The 19,723-nt window shown below is 44.3% G+C and carries 18 protein-coding genes; 9 read left to right on the forward strand and 9 right to left on the reverse strand.

The genetic code is table 11. The annotated features are described in order from the left end of the window. The first annotated feature begins 62 nt into the window (after positions 1-62). On the forward strand, positions 63-587 hold the full coding sequence (locus SOHN41_RS14985; protein WP_007650569.1) for a hypothetical protein: 525 nt from the start codon (positions 63-65) through the stop codon (positions 585-587). A gap of 59 nt (positions 588-646) precedes the next feature. On the opposite strand, the gene SOHN41_RS14990 is transcribed toward SOHN41_RS14985, so the two are convergent. From SOHN41_RS14990 to SOHN41_RS15010, 5 genes are all read right to left on the reverse strand, one after another. Then, the gene (locus SOHN41_RS14990; RefSeq protein WP_007650571.1) at positions 647-1,045 is read right to left on the reverse strand and encodes a carboxymuconolactone decarboxylase family protein; all 399 of its coding nucleotides are present in this window, start codon (positions 1,043-1,045) and stop codon (positions 647-649) included. A gap of 179 nt (positions 1,046-1,224) precedes the next feature. After that, complete coding sequence (locus SOHN41_RS14995) at positions 1,225-1,533, reverse strand: hypothetical protein (RefSeq protein ID WP_007650573.1); 309 nt, start codon at positions 1,531-1,533, stop codon at positions 1,225-1,227. Between the two features lie 68 nt (positions 1,534-1,601). Further along, positions 1,602-3,083, reverse strand: a complete 1,482-nt coding sequence (locus tag SOHN41_RS15000; RefSeq protein ID WP_007650574.1) for a hypothetical protein — start codon at positions 3,081-3,083, stop codon at positions 1,602-1,604. A 1-nt stretch (position 3,084) separates the two neighbouring features. After that, complete coding sequence (locus tag SOHN41_RS15005; RefSeq protein ID WP_037459315.1) at positions 3,085-3,603, reverse strand: hypothetical protein; 519 nt, start codon at positions 3,601-3,603, stop codon at positions 3,085-3,087. Beyond that, entirely contained in the window at positions 3,579-4,118 is a 540-nt protein-coding gene (locus tag SOHN41_RS15010) for a protein kinase domain-containing protein (protein WP_037459317.1), read from the reverse strand. The genes SOHN41_RS15005 and SOHN41_RS15010 overlap by 25 nt, the downstream gene beginning before the upstream one ends. Before the next feature lie 970 nt (positions 4,119-5,088). Here SOHN41_RS15010 and SOHN41_RS15020 point away from each other — a divergent pair. The 5 genes from SOHN41_RS15020 (at position 5,089) to SOHN41_RS15040 (ending at position 9,488) form a co-directional block, all read left to right on the forward strand. Next, positions 5,089-6,375 (forward strand): tyrosine-type recombinase/integrase, encoded by a 1,287-nt coding sequence (locus SOHN41_RS15020; protein ID WP_007650580.1) that lies wholly within the window; start codon positions 5,089-5,091, stop codon positions 6,373-6,375. Between the two features lie 121 nt (positions 6,376-6,496). Further along, a complete protein-coding gene (locus tag SOHN41_RS15025) occupies positions 6,497-7,117 on the forward strand; it encodes a DarT ssDNA thymidine ADP-ribosyltransferase family protein (protein ID WP_037459321.1) in 621 nt (206 codons plus the stop codon). 5 nt (positions 7,118-7,122) lie between these two features. Then, on the forward strand, positions 7,123-7,818 hold the full coding sequence (locus tag SOHN41_RS15030) for a DarT1-associated NADAR antitoxin family protein (RefSeq protein ID WP_007650584.1): 696 nt from the start codon (positions 7,123-7,125) through the stop codon (positions 7,816-7,818). Between the two features lie 171 nt (positions 7,819-7,989). Then, positions 7,990-8,553, forward strand: a complete 564-nt coding sequence (locus SOHN41_RS15035; protein ID WP_007650586.1) for a recombinase family protein — start codon at positions 7,990-7,992, stop codon at positions 8,551-8,553. Between the two features lie 68 nt (positions 8,554-8,621). Continuing rightward, entirely contained in the window at positions 8,622-9,488 is an 867-nt protein-coding gene (locus SOHN41_RS15040) for a hypothetical protein (RefSeq protein WP_237703925.1), read from the forward strand. A 112-nt stretch (positions 9,489-9,600) separates the two neighbouring features. Here the strand turns inward: SOHN41_RS15040 and SOHN41_RS15045 are convergent, their stop codons facing one another. From SOHN41_RS15045 to SOHN41_RS15055, 3 genes are all read right to left on the reverse strand, one after another. Beyond that, positions 9,601-10,452, reverse strand: a complete 852-nt coding sequence (locus tag SOHN41_RS15045; protein WP_007650590.1) for a DUF2971 domain-containing protein — start codon at positions 10,450-10,452, stop codon at positions 9,601-9,603. 323 nt (positions 10,453-10,775) lie between these two features. Further along, positions 10,776-12,413, reverse strand: a complete 1,638-nt coding sequence (groL, locus tag SOHN41_RS15050) for a chaperonin GroEL (RefSeq protein WP_007650592.1) — start codon at positions 12,411-12,413, stop codon at positions 10,776-10,778. Between the two features lie 57 nt (positions 12,414-12,470). Beyond that, positions 12,471-12,761: a co-chaperone GroES gene (locus SOHN41_RS15055; protein WP_006086113.1), complete on the reverse strand. Its 291-nt coding sequence runs from the start codon at positions 12,759-12,761 to the stop codon at positions 12,471-12,473. Between the two features lie 226 nt (positions 12,762-12,987). On the opposite strand from SOHN41_RS15055, the gene SOHN41_RS15060 reads away from it, so the two are divergent. Continuing rightward, positions 12,988-14,355, forward strand: a complete 1,368-nt coding sequence (locus tag SOHN41_RS15060) for an MATE family efflux transporter (RefSeq protein WP_007650598.1) — start codon at positions 12,988-12,990, stop codon at positions 14,353-14,355. 17 nt (positions 14,356-14,372) lie between these two features. Here SOHN41_RS15060 and SOHN41_RS15065 read toward each other — a convergent pair whose 3' ends face one another. After that, positions 14,373-15,350, reverse strand: a complete 978-nt coding sequence (locus tag SOHN41_RS15065) for a LysR family transcriptional regulator (RefSeq protein WP_037459328.1) — start codon at positions 15,348-15,350, stop codon at positions 14,373-14,375. Between the two features lie 133 nt (positions 15,351-15,483). Between SOHN41_RS15065 and SOHN41_RS15070 the strand changes: the two genes are divergently transcribed. Both SOHN41_RS15070 and SOHN41_RS15075 read left to right on the forward strand, forming a co-directional pair. Further along, positions 15,484-16,581 (forward strand): efflux RND transporter periplasmic adaptor subunit, encoded by a 1,098-nt coding sequence (locus tag SOHN41_RS15070; protein WP_037459351.1) that lies wholly within the window; start codon positions 15,484-15,486, stop codon positions 16,579-16,581. A gap of 3 nt (positions 16,582-16,584) precedes the next feature. Continuing rightward, complete coding sequence (locus SOHN41_RS15075; protein ID WP_007650601.1) at positions 16,585-19,668, forward strand: efflux RND transporter permease subunit; 3,084 nt, start codon at positions 16,585-16,587, stop codon at positions 19,666-19,668. Positions 19,669-19,723: the final 55 nt, after the last annotated feature.

The following is a 19,723-nucleotide window of genomic DNA, read 5'->3' on the forward strand; positions in this document are numbered from 1 at the left end:
TCCTCTGTCCGCGGTTCTGTTAGAGTGGTCCTATTACGCATCGATCTGAAAAGGAAGCTAATATGCGCCCAATCACAACTATTTCAACATCCCTTGTGCTAGCAATCTTTTTGCTCGGCTGTAATGAGCAGGCTCAGTCCACAGCAGTAACAGCCAATGAGCCAGCGACCGTTCCAGAAAAAGCTGACAAACTCTCTGATAAAAGTACTCAACCAACAGACTCAGAAACGGGTACACCAGCACCACAGCAGCTCAACGAACTCGATACTGCTCGGGCTCAACAACCAGACAATAGCGCCTTTATCAAACCCAGTATTTCAGTCAAAGGAGAAGGCGTGATGCTTCAAGGTACTGTTAGATATATGAATTTAGAAGGAGGTTTTTGGGGTATTGTCGCCGATGATGGCAAACAAATCCTGCCGAAAAATCTACCGCAGGAATATCGAAAAGATGGCCTACGCTTAAGTTTTACCGCGCAGGAAATCACCGGCATGATGACCATTCAGCAGTGGGGAACACTCTCGAACCTGAGTGAGATTAGTGTGATAGGCCAAGTCGATAGTCAATCTACTGATCCACGTATTTGAGCTAGACAAGAGTGATTGCAGAGCCTTATTCATCGTCAATAAGGCTCCTGTGAACGGCATCAGCAAGTGGACTCACCGTTTTCAGCCTGCCACTCTTCAATCACTTCCTTCGCGGCCCTAAAGGCTTCGATGCCTGAGGGCATACCGCAATACATGGTTGAATGTAAAAGCACTTCCTGGATTTCGTCCACTGTGCAACCGTTACGCAGTGCGCCGCGCACATGGCCTTTTAACTCCGCGGGTGCCTTTAATGCCGCCAGAGTTGCAATAGTTATCAAACTGCGAGTCTGCTTGGATAGTCCTTCGCGCACCCACACTTCCCCCCAGCAGTTTGCCGTCACTAACTCCTGCAATGGCCGAGTAAAATCCGTCGCGCTGCTCAGGGCCTTATCGACAAAACTATCGCCCATCACAGCACGACGCACCTCAAGCCCTTTCTGGTATTGCTCATCGTTCATCTATTCAGCCTCTGTATTTATCGAATCCACTGAGGGTTCACTTTAGGGAATAGCAAGCCTTAGTGCCATACTCCTTAAGTGGATGGCCAAATAGGACAAATCCCTTCAACAGACAATAAAAATGGGCCTATCAATTGATTGATAAACCCATTTATTAAATCCAAAGCTTGGGAGAGCAGTTAGTGATTAGGGATAGATACGATTCCAATCGTTTTCATATCCACCATGGGCCAGCCTTTGGCCATAGCCTCATCTAAGCCTTTATTAAGTTGACCGATATGGGAGTCACGGTCGTATTTCCACTCGCGCTTGTCATCGGTATGGTGGATATACATAGGTAAGCGTAGGCCGTCGCCCGCAGCGGTCCATTGCAACATGGCTAAGTCGCCATCCGAGTTACCAAATGCGGCTATAGGTCTGTGGCCTATGCGTTCATATATTTCCAGCACTTTCATTTCTTTATCGTCATTCACTAAGAAATTAGGCATACGTGTTAGCGTTGGCTTACCGTCAACGAGGCTAAATTCGGTCTCAAAGGTACTTCCCTTTAGTATTATTATTCATCTTTTAATATTAGTTCAAACTTCTTATTTTTTTTAGCATATGGAACGATTTCCGCTCTTAACTCTATATATTTCTTTAAATCATGCTCTTTCATTGCTATTGAATAGAAATGCTTTGCCAACATCGCTGAACTTATACTTCCCATATTTTTAAAAAAATGAATCGCATCTTCATAGCAACGAGCACCTTTTTCTACAAATCCAGCTTTCAAAAAGTACAACCCCAAAGTAGCCCTCAAAACCCCAATATTTTCATCATCACTTCCTTTGACTTTCTTTGTAAGAAGCAATAGATCTGTATCTATATCAATTAATTTATTCTTAAGTAATTTAGCCACGACCAAGTTATTTAACTCTTTAAAACTCATGTGAGGTCTTGGGATTCTGCTGTCCGACATTTCAATAACAAACTCATAATCACCCAACCCTACCATAGATATATATCCAGCATCGGCCAAGGCGTTATCAGAGAAAGGCTGGAACTGATGTAACTCTAATAATTTAGCACGACACTTCTTATATTCCCTACTTACATAGAAGTTATTAACTTCGCTTTCAGGTGACGTTATTGGCCAATTATCAAACTCGTTACCCAATCTAAATCCATGTTTATGGTACAACCAGTTGTATTGAGATACTGTATTTTCAGAGGGTGATACAGATGCTATTTTGAACATTTTTTTTGCACCTTTAGTATTACCATTCATAAGTTCCATAGTACCAATGCATGCGGCAAGATCAGACTTGAAAAAACTATTACCAGCAAAATTCTCTAATAATTTTTTTCCTCGAGAGACACTTATTCCGGAGATATCAAATGATGTCGAAATAGACAATGACGCACTCATCGTTAGTGGATTTTCTTTAATACTTTTAGAACGATTCAAATACCAGACAGCCTTATCCGGCTCATCCATATGGACTAAATATCTGGCATATGAATTCAGAACAAAGGAATTTTCACCAGAGATGCTTCTACCGACTTCAATCGCCCTTCCAGCCTTAGAATACTCTCCCAATATTGAATAATAAAAAGCCAAATCTATCCATGTCATAGCATCAGACGGGAAAATTTTTAATATGTTTTTCAACTTCCTTATAATGACAGATACTGCTGTTCTATCTGTAGAATAATAATGTTCCTTATCAACCTGTTTTAATTCAGGTAGAATAAAATTACTTACCCCTTTAGGGACTAAATTTTCATTTACCAATAAAAATCTAAGTGTATCTTTATAGTCTGGATCATCAAGCATTCCACGAACAAACAATGCCGAGTTCAATTCAGTAGCATTATATATTAACTTACTTTGCTTCCATCGTTCTCTGTACTCTTCTAAATATGAATCTGGTTCTTTTATTTTTTTGTCTTCAAGGCTCTTTAGAACTGGAAATTGAAGCTTCATAGATTTTCTTGACGTATGCCATCTAGGAATAAGCTGCCTATTGTCCATTAGGAATAAATTATTATTCATCTTACAATCCCTTGACTTTAAGCATTACCTGGATATTCGCCATTTTACTTGAGTATCGCCTCATATTTATTTTGTATGGTCTTGACTTTACTTTTGGGGCTCCTCTTTTATTATAATCAGGATGGCACATTTCCTTCACCACATTAACAACTTCCAATGCAACATCATCATCTTTAATTAAATTACAGCATTCAGCATAAAATCTAGCCAACAGTGTAGAATAGGCTGTTAAGAATGTTGGCAAAGCATCTTCGTAACTAACTGAAAATATTCCATTATGCAGAAGCAAAGCTTCTCCTGACAGTGATGGAGTCAATCCAACCCCCATTATAGATTGATATATAAGGCTTCCAACAGAATAAATATCAGTTAAATATCTATCTTGGAAACTTTTATAAGAAACACCGCACCTAATCTCGATAGGAGCATAAGTTTGATCCCCAGGAAATCTCAAAGATAGATACGGTGATCGTCCACCGGCATCGACTACACGACCTAAATCAGCGATTTTACTTTCCATTTTTTAAAATGGAGAATATTAGAAGGCTTTATATCTTGATGTGCAATCCCGGCAAAATGAAGTTGTTCCAATCCCATGCAAATATGTTGCATAGCTTTAAAAAATGCATACCAGTTAATATTTAAATTATCAATGAACGATTGCCTCATATCACTATCTGCAAGTTCAAAAATAATATAGTAAACATTGTTTAAGGGTGTGGAATGCAAAGGGTTTGTTATTTGACCAGCCTCTTTAGGTATAACAACCTTAGAAAGATTCATTTCCTTACAATAATATAAAATCTCTCTCTCAAACAAATACTCAGAAGTAATGTTATTAATTGCCACCATAGGGTCATGCGAGCCAAAGGCTCTAGTGAAATCCATAGCTTTTAAAAATGCAACTTCTCCAGATGCATTTCTAACTTTATATCTAGCACAGAAGTTTCCACCACTATGCTGTTTGGTTGAAATTTTTTCAAAAATCTCCCAGCCGCACGGTGTTGTAAGATTCAAAAGTGTGTTAGACGGCATAGAATCCTCATATCATCCATGTATTTTACATTGTACATTACATATATAAGTCATATTTGGCGAATCATTTTATTAGAATCAAAAGAAAGATAGGGCATGCATAACTCTTTTGGGATTAACAGCATACACCGAGATCACAAAAGTTCACCCTCCCCCTGCGAAGTTGCTGAAGGGCGCTGAAGACTCTTTATTGAAAGAATGGCGCGTGACGCAGACAGGACGTCTGCGTAGCTTTCGGGGAAGGGGCAAATGAAAATCGATGATTTTCGCGCTTATGAGCGAGAGGCATGGACTGTCGAACTGGAGGGGCTTTACATGGATGTAAGCGGAGCCTTCGGAAGCGTTAGCGATTTTCGAATAAGCACGAAGCCCTACTTTATAAATAGAGAGTCAATGCATATTACTTCGTTAGGGACACCGGGGGATTTCCAAAAGGGGAGCAGGCGCTTTTCCCCTTTTGGTCGAGTGTGGGGTGAAACCCCACGACTTTGATTCACCTCGGCCGTTAGGCCGCAATGACTAACAATGTAGAAAGATGAGACTGTCTAACCACCAGTAAAAGTATACGATGTTACACTTTTAGTAACGATTTCAGCGCTTCAATCCCAAAAAGTGTAGTTAAGTACACCTGAAACTTAATCAAGTTGCCAGATAAAAAACAAAACCCCGACACTGTTGCCAGTGTCGGGGCTTTCATTTTTCTCTTACAAGAATTTAGGTTTAAGCGATTAAGCTAAAGACCGCAGATGTTTGCTAATCTAGCACAGGAAAAATCGTTTTAGAGCAAGGCTTTTTGTTGCGACGTGTAGTGTTTTTCTACACGAGTAACAAAGTAACGCAGCTATAAACGATTTTAACCAGCTAGGATCACATCATGCCGCCTAAATCAGCTTGAAACCCTATATCTCGTAGAAACAAAGGCTTTCAGGTATCATAGGGGTCAACATTGTGGTCAACAAAGGGGTAAACATTGCAGGACAAGTACATCGTTAAGAAGAGTGGTAAGGACACCTATCAGTTCAATATGAGAGTCCCAAAAGCGTTAGCGCACCTCTACCCTCACAAGACATTCATCACCCGCACACTTGGTACATCTTGTATAAAAACAGCTCGTATCCGTAGGGATCGAATTTTGGGTGAAATAGCAGCACAGAAAGAGTCAACTTTCAGCAATGAAAGGGGAGCTTTCCTAGCCTTTGTTGAGACACTAAAAGAAGCCAAACAGGAGGCCAGAGGCAACCCTTATGAGGCGTACTATCAATTATCGACCCAAGATATTCTTGATACCGAAGCCTTCCCTAATGCTCAATTAGCGGCCTCACGTACAGTTACAACTGGCATTATCCCCGAAGGTTATCGACCAACCTTACGAGAATCGTTGCACTCATGGCTTCAACGTAACTCACGCAAAAATGCTGACACCATATCAAAGATGAAATCCACTACAGACAAGTTCTTAAAACACTGTGGTCATTTTGATGTTGAGCTTGAATCTATCCATCGTAAAGATGTCCTTGACTACATTGAGCAAACTATTGAGAGCTGTAGCGTCAGCACTATGGCAGCAAACCTCAGTAGATTGAAAACACTATATAAACATGCTTGGCAAATAGGTCTGATTGAACCTAGACCCTGTCCATTCTCTGACCATGACCTCGCATTCTATAAAGAGAGTACTACTCAGAAAACCCAAATGTTCAGTCCTGAAGAAATACAGAAGATCATGCAATGGGCTGATACTCAAACAAATAGCATGCGCCTGATAGTGAAAACAGGGCTATTTACAGGTATGCGTATAGGTGAAATATGCGCCCTTCGAGCTTGTGATGTTTGTATCGAAGGAAACCTAGCGGCGTTTTACGTTCGTAAAGGCAAGACTGGCGCAGCACAGAGAACTGTACCGTTATGCGATGAGCTGATGAACGACATCCAAGATCTTATCAAGACACTACAGCCAGAGTCCTCATTGTTTGGTATAGACGGCAAGAATGCGAGTCGAGATTTTAGCCGCTTCAAGACCGCGAGTATCACGACAGATAAGACCAAACGCTTCCACAGTTTTCGTGTTCATATGGCTACAGCGTTCAGTCGTGCGGGTATTAGTGAACTGACAGCTGCATTCATTCTGGGACATAAAGGCGGTAAGACAATGTCATACGGTTATTACGCAAAAGCTGACGAATTACATCGTCTCAAAGATGCTGTAGAAGCAGCTACAGAAGTAATCAAACGTGATTGGTTAAAGGGAATATCATAGCTTTGAAAGCTAACCAGTGAGCACAATAAAATTCAAAATATCAAGCTCTTGTTTTTAGTCTTAGCCATTTAAGAGTATGATGTTTTTAACCGCTTATAAGCACTGAGCAAAGGAACTGCAAATGATTAAACAAATATGTATGGAAAGAGAGATTACGAGCCTTGTACACTTCACTGATGTCCGTCATCTCGATAGCATTATGCGTCTAGGGCTATTACCTAGAAACCGTCTGGAGCAACTTGCAACACCAGTTCACTTCAATGATCAGCATCGTTTTGACGGTCATCCAGACTCTGTCTCACTATCGGTAGCATTTCCCAATTGCCAAATGTTCTATAAGTTGTGGCACAATTCAGACGAAAAGTTTTGTGTACTAAAAGTCCACCCTCAAGTGTTATGGGATTACAGGGCAGCTTTCTGTAAAAATAATGCAGCTACTGGAGAAATGAGCCATCAACAACTTCAAGATTTACAGACACCTGATGCGTTTAGAGGGATGTTTCAAGAAATGGCAAGCCAGCGAAGCCGAGCTGACCAAAAATTAAAGCCCTGCCATCCAACAGATGTCCAAGCAGAGGTATTAATATTCGATACAATTCCCTCCAACTACATCATGGAAGTAGTGTTTCCTGATCGGCAAACGCAAATTCAATATGCCCAGCGCATAAACGGGAAAAAGTCTTCGGTCAATCTGCCAAATTCAGGGTTTTATGGCACAAGAACTTTCTTACTTGAGTATTAATACCTATGGCTACAAGACCAATTTTCATTCCCTTGGAAAAGGGACAAATCGGCGTAAAAGAGAAAATGATTGAATTTACGTGGGCAGCTGGCATGGCTATCTCACAAAAGCAGAAATCAATCAGAGATTTACACAGCGTTGCAGAAAAACTCGGACATAAAGCTTTGCTCGAAATATCAAGTAAATCAGAGAGTGCCCTAGGGGTAAAGCTTAGTGCATTCAATCTGATGTTTACGACTAAAAAGCTAGGGGATACTTACTCAGTAGAATCAGCGTTTCAAGGTAGTAAAGTTTTTGAGAATGGTGGCCCCTATACTGACATTATGAAGTTAGATTCCCTCTCTGCCAAAAAAGATCCTAGGTTACAGAACTCTGGTAATTTGATCGGCTTTAACTTTCTTGGTAAAGACTTCCCTACGGAACCTAGAACTTTCTTTTACGACTGGCTATATATAAACGCACTGAACCAAAACATAGAGTTAGCAAATGAGTTATCCAGTTACTCTGGTTTTACTGACATTGAATTCAACCCCAAGAAATCAATCAACTGCCAAGGTTTCGCCGCTGCGCTGTATGTAAGCTTAAAACGCAGTAACCAACTAGATGCTGCATTAAGCTCTATCAATACTTTCTTCAAATTAACTCACGCACAATATCTAAATCAATTGAGGGCTACACCAATACAACAGAAGATGTTGTAGTCTATCTAATTCTTCTACCATGATTGCTAAACTGGAATACCAATATAGTACCCATTAGGTATACCCATACAGGTACGGTCAAACAGTGATCGAACAGTACCCATTAGGCTTGAATTATAATAGTGGGTACATTACTCTTCGTGACCTATTAGAACCAAATGGATACACCTCGTGGCACACATCGCTTACCTTCGAGTCTCTTCTGTAGACCAGAACACTGACCGTCAGCTTGCCAATGCGAACATTCCCTTTGATAAGACCTTCACTGATAAATGCAGTGGTGGCTCTACCATTCGTCCAGCCTTAACTCAGCTTAAAGACTACGCCCGTGAAGGTGACACTATTCATGTCCATAGCATTGACCGTCTCGCTCGTAACTTGGTTGACTTGAAACAATTGGTCAATGAATGGAATGAGAATGGTGTTAGCGTCAAGTTCCATAAAGAAGGCCTTAGCTTCAATGCTGGTGGCAGTGACCACATGTCTGAGTTAATGCTTAACATGCTTGGAGCTGTTGCTCAGTTTGAGTTAGCAATGATTCAGGAAAGGCGTCAGGAAGGCATTGAGAAGGCTAAGTCTGCTGGTAAATACAAAGGTAGGCCTACGAATGAAACGAACCACCAGCAGATCGCTGAGTTACGCTCACAAGGTGTTTCATTAAGGAAGATAGCCAAGGAAGTAGGTGTATCACTATCAACCGTACAAAGGGCTTTAGCGGCCTTAGAGAAGACTTAATGAACCAGTATATGCAAGACAGTAGGCTTACCAAGTTAGACCCTAGAACCCTTACGCTTGACCCTGCAATGCAAGCTCGCGATGTTGAATTAATCAAAGACAAACGACTACGGTCAGCCCAAGAGATCAAGCAAGAAGCACAAGACAAAGCGATACTTGAAGACCTCCGCAACGGAGTGCCCATTAAACTGCCTATTACAGTGTTTATAGTTAACGATATTTACTTAGTGGTTGATGGCTTTCATCGAACTAATGCTTGCTTGAAGTACCTTAAAGAAAACCCTGATTCAGACCTAATGATTGAAGCATTAGTCGTTAAGAATCGCACCTACAAAGAGGCTTTTTTTGCTGCACAAGAGGCAAACCAAGCTCATGGTGTGGGCGTCACCCCTGATGAAGTTATGCAATCTAAGTTTAGAGCAATGATCGTTACTGGTGATTTTAATAAATCGGTATCAGAAATTGCTAAAACTATAGGCTGTAGTCAGGGTCAAGCTGCTCACATTGCTAGAGGACTTAAAGTTTGCATGGCTGTGTTAGGTGATTTTGATAGAAGCGAGTTAACTCATCTAAAAGATTTCACTGAATACCTTCAGAATGGCATTAATTCCAAATACGCATTAAATGATAGCTCTTGGGACTCTAAAGGATTCCCCAAGATTAGACGGTTATCAGATGCTATTACTGGTAAAGAATTTATCCCTGATGATGAAAATAGGGAGCAAGAATTAATTGAAGCTGCCACTAAGGATTTCAACCGTCTCATTGAGCGTTATGATCCAGATATTTTTAGAGAAGGCTTAAGGAAACTTACTAGAGGAATGGGTCTTGGTATTTCGATATCTAAACGAGATAAATGGCTAGAACAAGCTGGTTCAGTCCAAGGTAGTGATACAAATTATGATGTTAATACTCTAGACGAAGACGACTTTTAGAATCACGTAGTGAACCCGAAACCCTTACACAATAAGGCCTTCAGGGGATTCTGAACAACCCCGTACACGTGTGTACACCTTGGGGTAACTTAGGGTGTACACAACAGGTTTATCAAATCGTTGACTGCATTGGATGTGTGACTAAACGATAGCTGTTATATTGTCTCTTCATTATCAAAACTTCAACATTAGGGTATTTAAGTTTGACTATACTCAGTAGTAGTTCGCGATCTGGGCTACTCATTTTTTCACCAATTACTATTTTTAACAAAGATGTTTGCTTGAATTTTAGTAAGTGATTTTTCGAGAATGAGATAAACCTAACTTCCTTTTCTCGTGCCCAATCTTCCGATTTGGTTGTTGAAATCCTTGCAACTAAGTTAGCCACTTCAAGTTCATTTGAAAGTTTTATAACACCATTATCAACTTTAAGTAATTCACTAATGTTAATGCTTTTAGGGCTATTCTGGTATTCAACATGAAAACCTTTAGCCAATTTCCCACTATTATTAAAGATATCCTCGGAAAGTGATTTTTCATCAAAAACAAGACAAAACCCTCTCAATCCATCAGAGTAATGCCCCCACATGTGTGTATTAAATAATGGATCATCAATTTCACCTTCATCGAAATAGGAAAAACTACAGATAAGGCTTTCTTCTCGAATCCTTCGGATGAAATCACTAGCACACCTCTTCCCAAATTCAACAAGTAACTCAGTTGGAGATAGTTTGTCAGGGTGATGGACACTAGTTAATTTAAAGAGATCTGTATTATAAGTGATGTGATTAAGACCTATCTGGGATTGTGCATAACGTTGAAGACTTTTACTTAAGCTTGAATCAATTATACAACCGCCTTCAAATGGGTCATTTTGATTGGTCAATTTATCGAACCACAACTCTCTATTGGCTAAACCACTTAAAGAATTTTTATTTAATGTTCTAAATTTATAGAGATACATTTAACACTCACAAATTTTAAGTTAAATGACATCGTCAATTAATTAACCAATTAAAGTAAATTGAAAAGTACAAAGTTTCAATCACACGTTTTGTTTACGAGTTAGGGGGTGATGCAATCGCAAGACCATCAAGATACCCCACGCATACCCCCCTAGCTATAATCACAGTATTAACTAATCAATTGAAGCCTTGAGCTTTCAGCATTGATGACCGTTTATACTTGCCACCTAGAAACAAAAAGGCTACCGTAGGGGTCAACATTGGTGTCAACACGGTAGCCTTAACTTATTGTTTTATATGATGGTTATGCCGTGGGCGTTAATTACATCATGCCGCCCATTCCACCCATACCACCCATTCCGCCCATATCTGGCGCAGAGTTTTGTGGAATTTCAGCAACCATAGCTTCTGTAGTGATCATCAGACCTGCGATTGACGCAGCAAATTGCAATGCACAACGGGTCACTTTAGTTGGGTCAAGAATACCCATTTCTAACATGTCACCGTAAATGTCGTTGCCGGCGTTGTAACCGAAGTTACCGCTACCGTTCTTCACTGTGTTAGCAACAACTGACGCTTCTTCACCCGCGTTTGTGGCGATTTGACGCAGTGGCGCTTCCATTGCACGCAGTGCGATAACCACACCGTGTTTTTGGTCTTCGTTTAATACTTCAACTTCAGCGATCTTAGAAGCTACGCGAACCAGAGCAACACCGCCGCCAGGAACCACGCCTTCTTCTACCGCAGCGCGAGTTGCATGCAGGGCGTCTTCAACGCGGGCTTTCTTCTCTTTCATTTCAACTTCAGTCGCTGCGCCAACTTTAATCACTGCTACGCCGCCAGCTAGTTTAGCCATACGCTCTTGCAGTTTTTCTTTGTCGTAGTCAGAAGTTGACTCTTCAACTTGTTGTTTGATTTGGCTTACACGGGCAGCAATTTGTGTTTGCTCGCCGTTACCATCGATGATGGTGGTGTTGTCTTTAGTGATCACAACACGCTTAGCTGTACCTAAATCTTCCAGCGTTGCTTTTTCAAGCTCTAGGCCGATTTCTTCAGCAATAACAGTACCGCCAGTCAGGATTGCTACGTCTTGCAGCATTGCCTTACGACGGTCACCAAAGCCTGGGGCTTTAACCGCAGCCACTTTCACGATACCGCGCATGTTGTTCACAACTAAAGTTGCTAAGGCTTCGCCTTCAACGTCTTCGGCAACGATCAGCAATGGCTTACCGGTTTTTGCCAGACCTTCAAGGATAGGTAACAGTTCGCGAATGTTAGAGATTTTCTTGTCGACTAACAGTACGAATGGGTGATCTAATTCAACGCTGCCGGTTTCTGGTTTGTTGATAAAGTATGGAGACAGGTAGCCACGGTCGAACTGCATACCTTCTACTACGTCCAATTCGTTTTCTAACGCTTGGCCTTCTTCAACGGTGATCACGCCTTCTTTGCCAACTTTTTCCATCGCTGTTGCGATGATATCGCCGATAGATTCGTCAGAGTTTGCAGAGATAGTCGCAACTTGCGCAATCGCTTTTGAATCTGCACAAGGTTGTGATAAGGCTTTTAATTCAGCAACGGCAGCGATAACGGCTTTGTCGATACCGCGCTTAAGATCCATTGGGTTCATACCGGCTGCAACGGCTTTTAAGCCTTCAACTACAATGGCTTGAGCCAGTACAGTTGCAGTAGTAGTACCATCACCGGCGGCGTCGTTGGCTTTAGAAGCAACTTCTTTCACCATTTGCGCGCCCATGTTTTCGAATTTGTCTTCTAACTCGATTTCTTTGGCAACAGATACACCGTCTTTAGTGATCAGTGGTGAGCCAAAGCTCTTGTCTAATACCACGTTACGGCCTTTAGGGCCTAAGGTCACTTTCACTGCGTTCGCGAGAATGTTTACGCCAGCCAGCATTCTTACGCGAGCATCATTACCAAATACAACTTCTTTAGCTGCCATTTTGAATTTCCTTTACATTTTTAATGATTAATTGGAATGTCGAATTGATGCGAAGGATTAACCTACTACTGCCATCAGGTCAGCTTCTGACAGGATCAAGACTTCTTGACCGTCAATTTTTTCTTTCTTAACGCCGTAACCTTCGTTGAAGATCACCACGTCACCCACTTTCACATCCAGTGGTTTGACTGTACCGTTTTCCAAAATACGGCCATTGCCCACTGCAAGGATTTCACCGCGGGTTGATTTTTCAGCGGCGCTACCAGTTAAAACAATGCCACCCGCTGAAGTTGACTCAACTTCTAGACGCTTAACGATTACGCGGTCATGTAATGGACGAATATTCATCTATGAACTCTCCTAATGATTTGATGCCCAACAATCGAGGCGATTTGTGATGAAAAAGAGGAGGCACGTCCGCCTTCCCCTTTGATGTCTGTGATATGGGGTTTAAGCCCCCCAGATCCAAGTGTCTTTACAAAAAAAATTTCATTTTTTTGATGTCGGTTTTTTCAAGTGGGCACAATCCTGCTAGAATCTCGCCTCCGCTCGCAAACAAGGCACTATTTCCCCCATGAAAGACAGACACGGGCTGCTAACCGCGCCAATTGGTCGTGTACTGCTCAACATGAGCCTCCCCAACTTGATTGGCATTATGACCATTCTGGGTTTTAGCCTCGCTGACACTTTTTTTATCAGTCAGTTAGGGACTGAGGCCCTAGCTGCGATTAGTTTTACCTTTCCCGTGACCTTAGTCATTTCGAGCATTGCCATCGGCATTGGCGCTGGGGTGTCGACCAATTTAGGTCGACTTATTGGTTCGGGGAATGCCCCTAGGGCGAAAGTATTTTTACACGATGCCCTACTGCTCACCTTTGCATTAATTGCCAGTTTAGCCGCCCTTGGCAGCATCTTTATTACACCGCTATTTAGTTTGCTCGGCGCCAATGAAAGCAGCTTACCGCTGATCCAAGACTATATGATTTACTGGTATGTCGGCGCTCCGTTGCTGGTGTTGCTGATGGTGGGAAACCAAGGTTTACGCTCCACGGGCGATACTCGCTCGCCAGCGATGATTATGGCGCTGGCGGCCATGATTAACCTTATTCTCGATCCTTTACTGATCTTCGGTATTGGGCCCTTTCCACGTTTAGAAATCCAAGGGGCGGCGATTGCGACGCTTATCGCTTGGGTTGTCGCCCTCTCATTATCTAGTTATCTATTGATTATTAAGCGTAAAATGTTGGAATGGGCCGCCTTCGATATAGACAGAATGCGCACCAACTGGAGCCAATTGGCCCATATTGCCCAGCCTGCAGCATTAATGAATTTAATCAATCCATTAGCCAATGCCGTGATTATGGCGATGCTAGCACATATCGACCATAGTGCCGTTGCGGCGTTCGGTGCGGGCACACGCTTAGAATCCGTCCTCTTGATTGTGGTAATGGCCTTATCGTCGAGCCTAATGCCCTTTATCGCGCAAAACCTAGGGGCAGGACAACCGCAAAGGGCGAAGCAGGCGTTGCTGTTATCCCTTAAGTTTATCTTTGTATTTCAGACCTTACTCTATATCCCTGTGGCATTTTGGACTCAACCTATAGCCCATTTATTTAGTACCGATCCGCAAGTATTAGAGTGGCTGAGTTTTTATATTCTGGTATTGCCCTGCGCCTACGGCCCATTAGGGATAGTGATTATTTTTGCCACCGCCCTCAATGCCTACCACAGGCCCATGAGTTCTTTAGTGATTAACCTGTGCCGCTTAGTGCTGTTGATGCTGCCACTGGCGGCCCTGGGGTCCTATGTCGATGGAGTGAAAGGCTTATTGCTTGCGCTCCCAATCACCAATCTGCTGATGGGGATTGCCTGCTACTACCTAGCGCAGCGGATCTGTGAACCCGCAAAGATCACCACCGCAGACGCCAGTCTCGAAGGCTGACGGCATTTCCCGAGGGATCACTCCCGAAAACGCAGGTCGTCGTGGGGAAACATTTCCTTCGATGCCTTACATATTCTGCGCGAGCCCGTTTCGCTCATGTTGGTCGGCACGCCGTTGGGGGCGAGTTCTTGCATAATAAAGTCGATAAAACGACGACTCGCCAAGCTAACATAACGCCTCGATGGGTATACTAAATAGCATTCTCCCTGGTGGGCTTCGATTTCAGGCAGTAGGCTAACTAGCTCCCCAGCCTCGACAAAATCGACCACGACTTCGGCGGGGGCATACACAATTCCCCGCCCCTGCAGTGCAAACTCCACCGCGACTTCGACACTGTTAGTGCAAAAGTTCCCTCGGACTCTGACTTCCTGCTCGGCACCTATCCAAAGCTCATTGAAGATTTTGCCGTTTGATAGCCTAAACAAAGACACGTTGTGGGATTCAATCTCCTGGGGTGTTTTTGGAGTGCCGTGTTTTGCTAAATATTTGGGGCTGGCATAGAAACGCAGATCCGTCGTAAACACAGGCCGCACAACTAAGTCTAAGGTGTCTAAAGCAGGCTCAACCACAAAGGAAACATCGAGGTTATTTTTAACCATATCAACGGATTCTGCACTGCTGATCAGCTCAATTGTGAGTTTGGGGTGCAGATCCATAAAGCGGAAAATAGCCCGCATCAAGACATTCATACTGTGGATGGGAAACATCTGGATCCGCAGATGCCCACTTATTTCGGCATTGTCATTGGTCATCTCGAACAGGGTCTCATCGAGCTGAGCCAAGATATTTTGCGAACGCTGGTAAAAATGGCTACCCGCGGAAGTGAGCGTCATTGAACGACTCTGCCGATGGAATAGTTTGATGTTCAGTTCATCTTCCAATGCCTGCAAACGACGACTGACCGTGGATTTAGGTAAGTTAAGTAAATCAGCGGCTTCGATCAAACTGCCCGTTTCAGCTATTCGGTGGAATAACGCTAAATCCTCTGTCTTCATATTCGCCCTAAATTCAATCTCAATAAGTGAGACTGATAATCCCAAATAATCCCGTTTATTGCAACCTACTTAGCTGTTATCTTCGCCACCTAAAATGCTAACAAATGGTTACAAAGGATACATCACCATGACAATGATATCATATCGACTCTTGTCCTCAGCCATGCTGGTTCCTGTACTGTTGCTTCCAGCACTGCTGAGCGGCTGCACACCCGCAGAAAGTTCAGTACAAACGTCACCAATTCGCCCCGTGAAACTGTTCGAAGTAGTGCAACTCAATGGGGATAGTTTTAGAACTTTCCCAGCAAGGGTCGCCGCTAATAGTCGCGCCGAATTATCGTTTCGTATTTCAGGCCAGTTAACCGAGCTGGCATTAGTGGAGGGGCAAAGGGTTACCGAAGGGAGCTTGCTGGCGAAGCTCGACGACAGAGACGCCCACAATAATCTGATGACCCGGGAGGCCGAGCATGAACTCTTAGCCGCCGATTTTAAACGTAAGGTTGAGTTGCTCAATCGCAAGCTGATTTCCCAGTCCGAATTTGATAACACCCAAGCCCAATTGAAATCCGCTAAGGCTGCCCTAGCCGCTGCCCGCGATCAACTCAGTTACACCCGCTTAACCGCCCCCTTTAGCGGCACTATTGCCAAACGGTTAGTCGATAATCACCAAATAGTGCAAGCCAATCAAGGCGTACTAACACTGCAAAACAATAACCTGCTCGATGTCAGCATCCAAGTGCCCGAGGCCATGGCCGCCAGCCTAAACGAGTATATCAAGCAGCAAAACTTTATCGCTAAGGTGCGTTTTAGCGCATTAGCGGGGATGGAGTTTGATGCGAAATTCAAGGAATACTCGACCCAAGTCACCCCAGGTACCCAAGCTTATGAAGTCGTGTTTTCCCTACCGCAGCCCGAAGATATTCAGTTACTTCCAGGTATGAGCGCCGAGTTAACCCTCGCCTTAGTAAAAACTCCCGATCAAACCGCTTCGGCCATAGTGCCCGTTACCGCCATCGATAAACGCGATCAGGATGGCCGAGTCCAAGTTTGGGTTTATCAAACCCAATCGGGCGAAGTCAAACCCACAGCAGTCACCTTAGGGCGAGTCACCACCGAAGGCATCGAAGTATTAGGTGGGATCAACAAGGGCGACTTGATTGTGAGTGCGGGCGTATCCCAATTATCCAACGGGATGAAAGTGAAACCACTACGCTGGCAGCGTGGAGTCTAAATAATGAATATTGCTGAGTATTCAATCCGCCACAAAGTCATTAGCTGGATGTTTGTGTTACTGCTGCTCGTGGGCGGTGGTGTGAGTTTCACCGGTCTTGGGCAATTAGAATTCCCCGAATTTACCATTAAAGAGGCCCTAGTGATCACCGCCTATCCAGGCGCGTCACCCGAGCAAGTGGAAGAGGAAGTCACCCTTCCCCTCGAAGATGCCCTACAGCAACTCGATGCGGTTAAGCACGTGACCTCCATCAACAGTGCTGGCCTGTCGCAGATCCAAATAGAGATTAAAGAAACCTACGATAAAACCAGCCTGCCTCAGGTGTGGGATGAGGTGCGTCGTAAGGTCAATGATACTGCGGGGCAATTGCCTCCCGGCACCAGCACACCCAAGGTATTAGACGACTTTGGCGATGTCTATGGCATTCTATTTAACCTCTCGGGGCCAGACTATAGCAACCGCGAATTAAGCAACTATGCCGACTACCTGCGCCGCGAGCTAGTGCTAGTGCCTGGGGTTAAAAAAGTCTCGGTAATAGGGAGTATAACTGAACAAGTCGTGATTGAAATCTCCCAGCAAAAGCTCTCGGCACTGGGGCTCGATCAAAGCTATATCTATGGTCTTATCAACAATCAAAACGTGGTCTCCAATGCGGGTAGTCTCGTCATTGGTGACAACCGCATTCGCATCCATCCCACAGGGGAATTTAGCAGTGTGCAGGATCTCGCCCGCTTGATTGTGAGCCCACCCGGTAGCACTGAACTGATTTATCTCGGTGATATTGCCCATATCGAAAAGGATTACGATGAGACCCCGGATGTGCTCTACCACAACCGTGGTGAAGCGGCCTTATCCCTAGGGATATCTTTCTCAAGTGGCGTAAACGTGGTGGAGGTGGGCCAGAGAGTGAACGATCGCTTAGGCGAACTCGAATCCCAACGTCCGATAGGCATGAGCTTAGACACTGTCTATAACCAGAGTCTGGCGGTCGATAAGACAGTCAACGGCTTCTTAATCAACTTAATCGAGTCGATTGCCATCGTTATCGCCGTATTGCTGCTGTTTATGGGCTTGCGCTCGGGTTTGCTGATGGGACTCATCCTGCTGCTGACTATCCTCGGCACTTTTATCGTGATGAAAGTGCTGGGCATTGAGCTGCAACTCATTTCCCTCGGTGCCCTGATCATCGCCCTCGGTATGCTGGTCGATAACGCCATTGTGGTCACCGAAGGCATCTTGATTGGTCTGCGTCGCGGTAAGACTCGCCTCGAAGCCGCCAAGCAAATTGTGGCACAGACCCAGTGGCCGCTGCTCGGTGCAACCGTTATCGCCATTATCGCCTTTGCGCCTATTGGTTTATCGCAGAATGCCGCCGGGGAATTTTGCCGCTCACTGTTCCAAGTGCTGATGATTTCATTATTTATTAGTTGGATAACAGCGATTACCCTGACCCCCTTCTTCTGCCATTTGCTGTTTAAAGATGCCCCCGCAGATGAGGAAGAACAGGATCCTTATAAGGGATGGTTCTTCAGTCTTTATCGCGCCAGTTTGACCTTTGCACTACGTTTTCGAATCGCCAGTATTTTATTGGTTGGCGCCATGCTTGTCAGTGCTGTGGTTGGTTTTAGTCATATCAAAAACGTGTTTTTCCCTGCGTCAAATACGCCAATCTTCTTTGTGGATATTTGGATGCCGGAGGGCACAGATATTAAGGCAACCGAGCGTTTTACCGCAGATATAGAGCAGCTATTGCTCAAACAAGCCGAGCAACAGCATACAGGACTTGTCCATCTCACCACTGTCATAGGCCAAGGCGCCCAGCGTTTTGTTTTACCCTATCAACCGGAGAAGGGCTACCCCGCCTTCGCCCAATTGATCGTCGAAATGCAGGATCTTGAATCACTGCAGGTCTATATGTCTGAGCTGGATAAATTGTTAAATCAACGCTTCCCGCAGGCACAGTATCGCCTCAAGAATATGGAAAATGGCCCTTCGCCCGCCGCAAAAATAGAAGCGCGTTTCTATGGTGACGATCCCCAAGTATTACGCGAACTCGGTGCCCAAGCGAAGGCAATCTTTCAGGCAGAGCCGAGCATGGACGGCATTCGCCATGATTGGCGCAATCGGGTGCCCTTAATCCGCCCACAGTTAGAAAATGCCCAAGCGAGGGAAACGGGCATCAGCAAGCAAGATCTCGACAATGCACTGCTGGTGAATTTTAGCGGTAAACAAATTGGTTTATACCGTGAAACCAGCCACTTGCTGCCCATAGTCGCGCGAGCACCCGCTGAGGAGCGTTTACAGGCGGACAGTCTATGGAAGCTACAAATTTGGAGTAGTGAACACAGCGCTTTTGTGCCAGCGACCCAAGTAGTGAGCAATTTTAACACTGAATGGGAGGACCCACTGTTAATGCGCCGTGACCGTATGCGTATGCTCGCAGTGCTGGCCGATCCTAAACTTGGCAGCGGTGAAACCGCCGACTCTGTGCTACGTAAAGTGAGGGACAAAGTCGAAGCTATCGAGTTACCCGCGGGTTACCACCTCGAGTGGGGCGGCGAATACGAAACGGCGGGTGAAGCCCAAACCGCAGTATTTAGCTCGATTCCATTGGGTTATTTGGCGATGTTTTTAATCACTGTGTTCCTATTTAACTCAGTGCGTCAACCCTTAGTGATTTGGTTTACCGTGCCATTAGCCCTGATTGGGGTTTCGGCCGGGCTCCTGTTGTTCGATGCGCCCTTTAGCTTTATGGCGCTGCTCGGCTTACTGAGTTTATCGGGCATGGTAATTAAAAACGGTATCGTCTTGGTCGATCAGATCAACCTCGAACTCAGTGAAGGGAAAGGCGCCTATCTTGCCCTTGTCGATTCCTGTATTAGCCGCGTTCGCCCCGTGATGATGGCGGCGATCACAACAATGCTGGGGATGATACCTCTGATCTCTGATGCCTTTTTCGGCTCAATGGCCATCACTATCATCTTTGGTTTAGGTTTTGCGTCACTGCTGACACTTATCGTATTGCCAGTGATGTACAGCTTAACCTTTAACATTAAACCGAATGCGGTGGCGAGCATGAACCACTAGCCCGCCACTCACCTATACGCTTCCCGGCGTGGCCGATCGATGCTGTTCTCACTCA

Source organism: Shewanella sp. HN-41, from assembly GCF_000217915.1.
GTDB lineage: Bacteria > Pseudomonadota > Gammaproteobacteria > Enterobacterales > Shewanellaceae > Shewanella.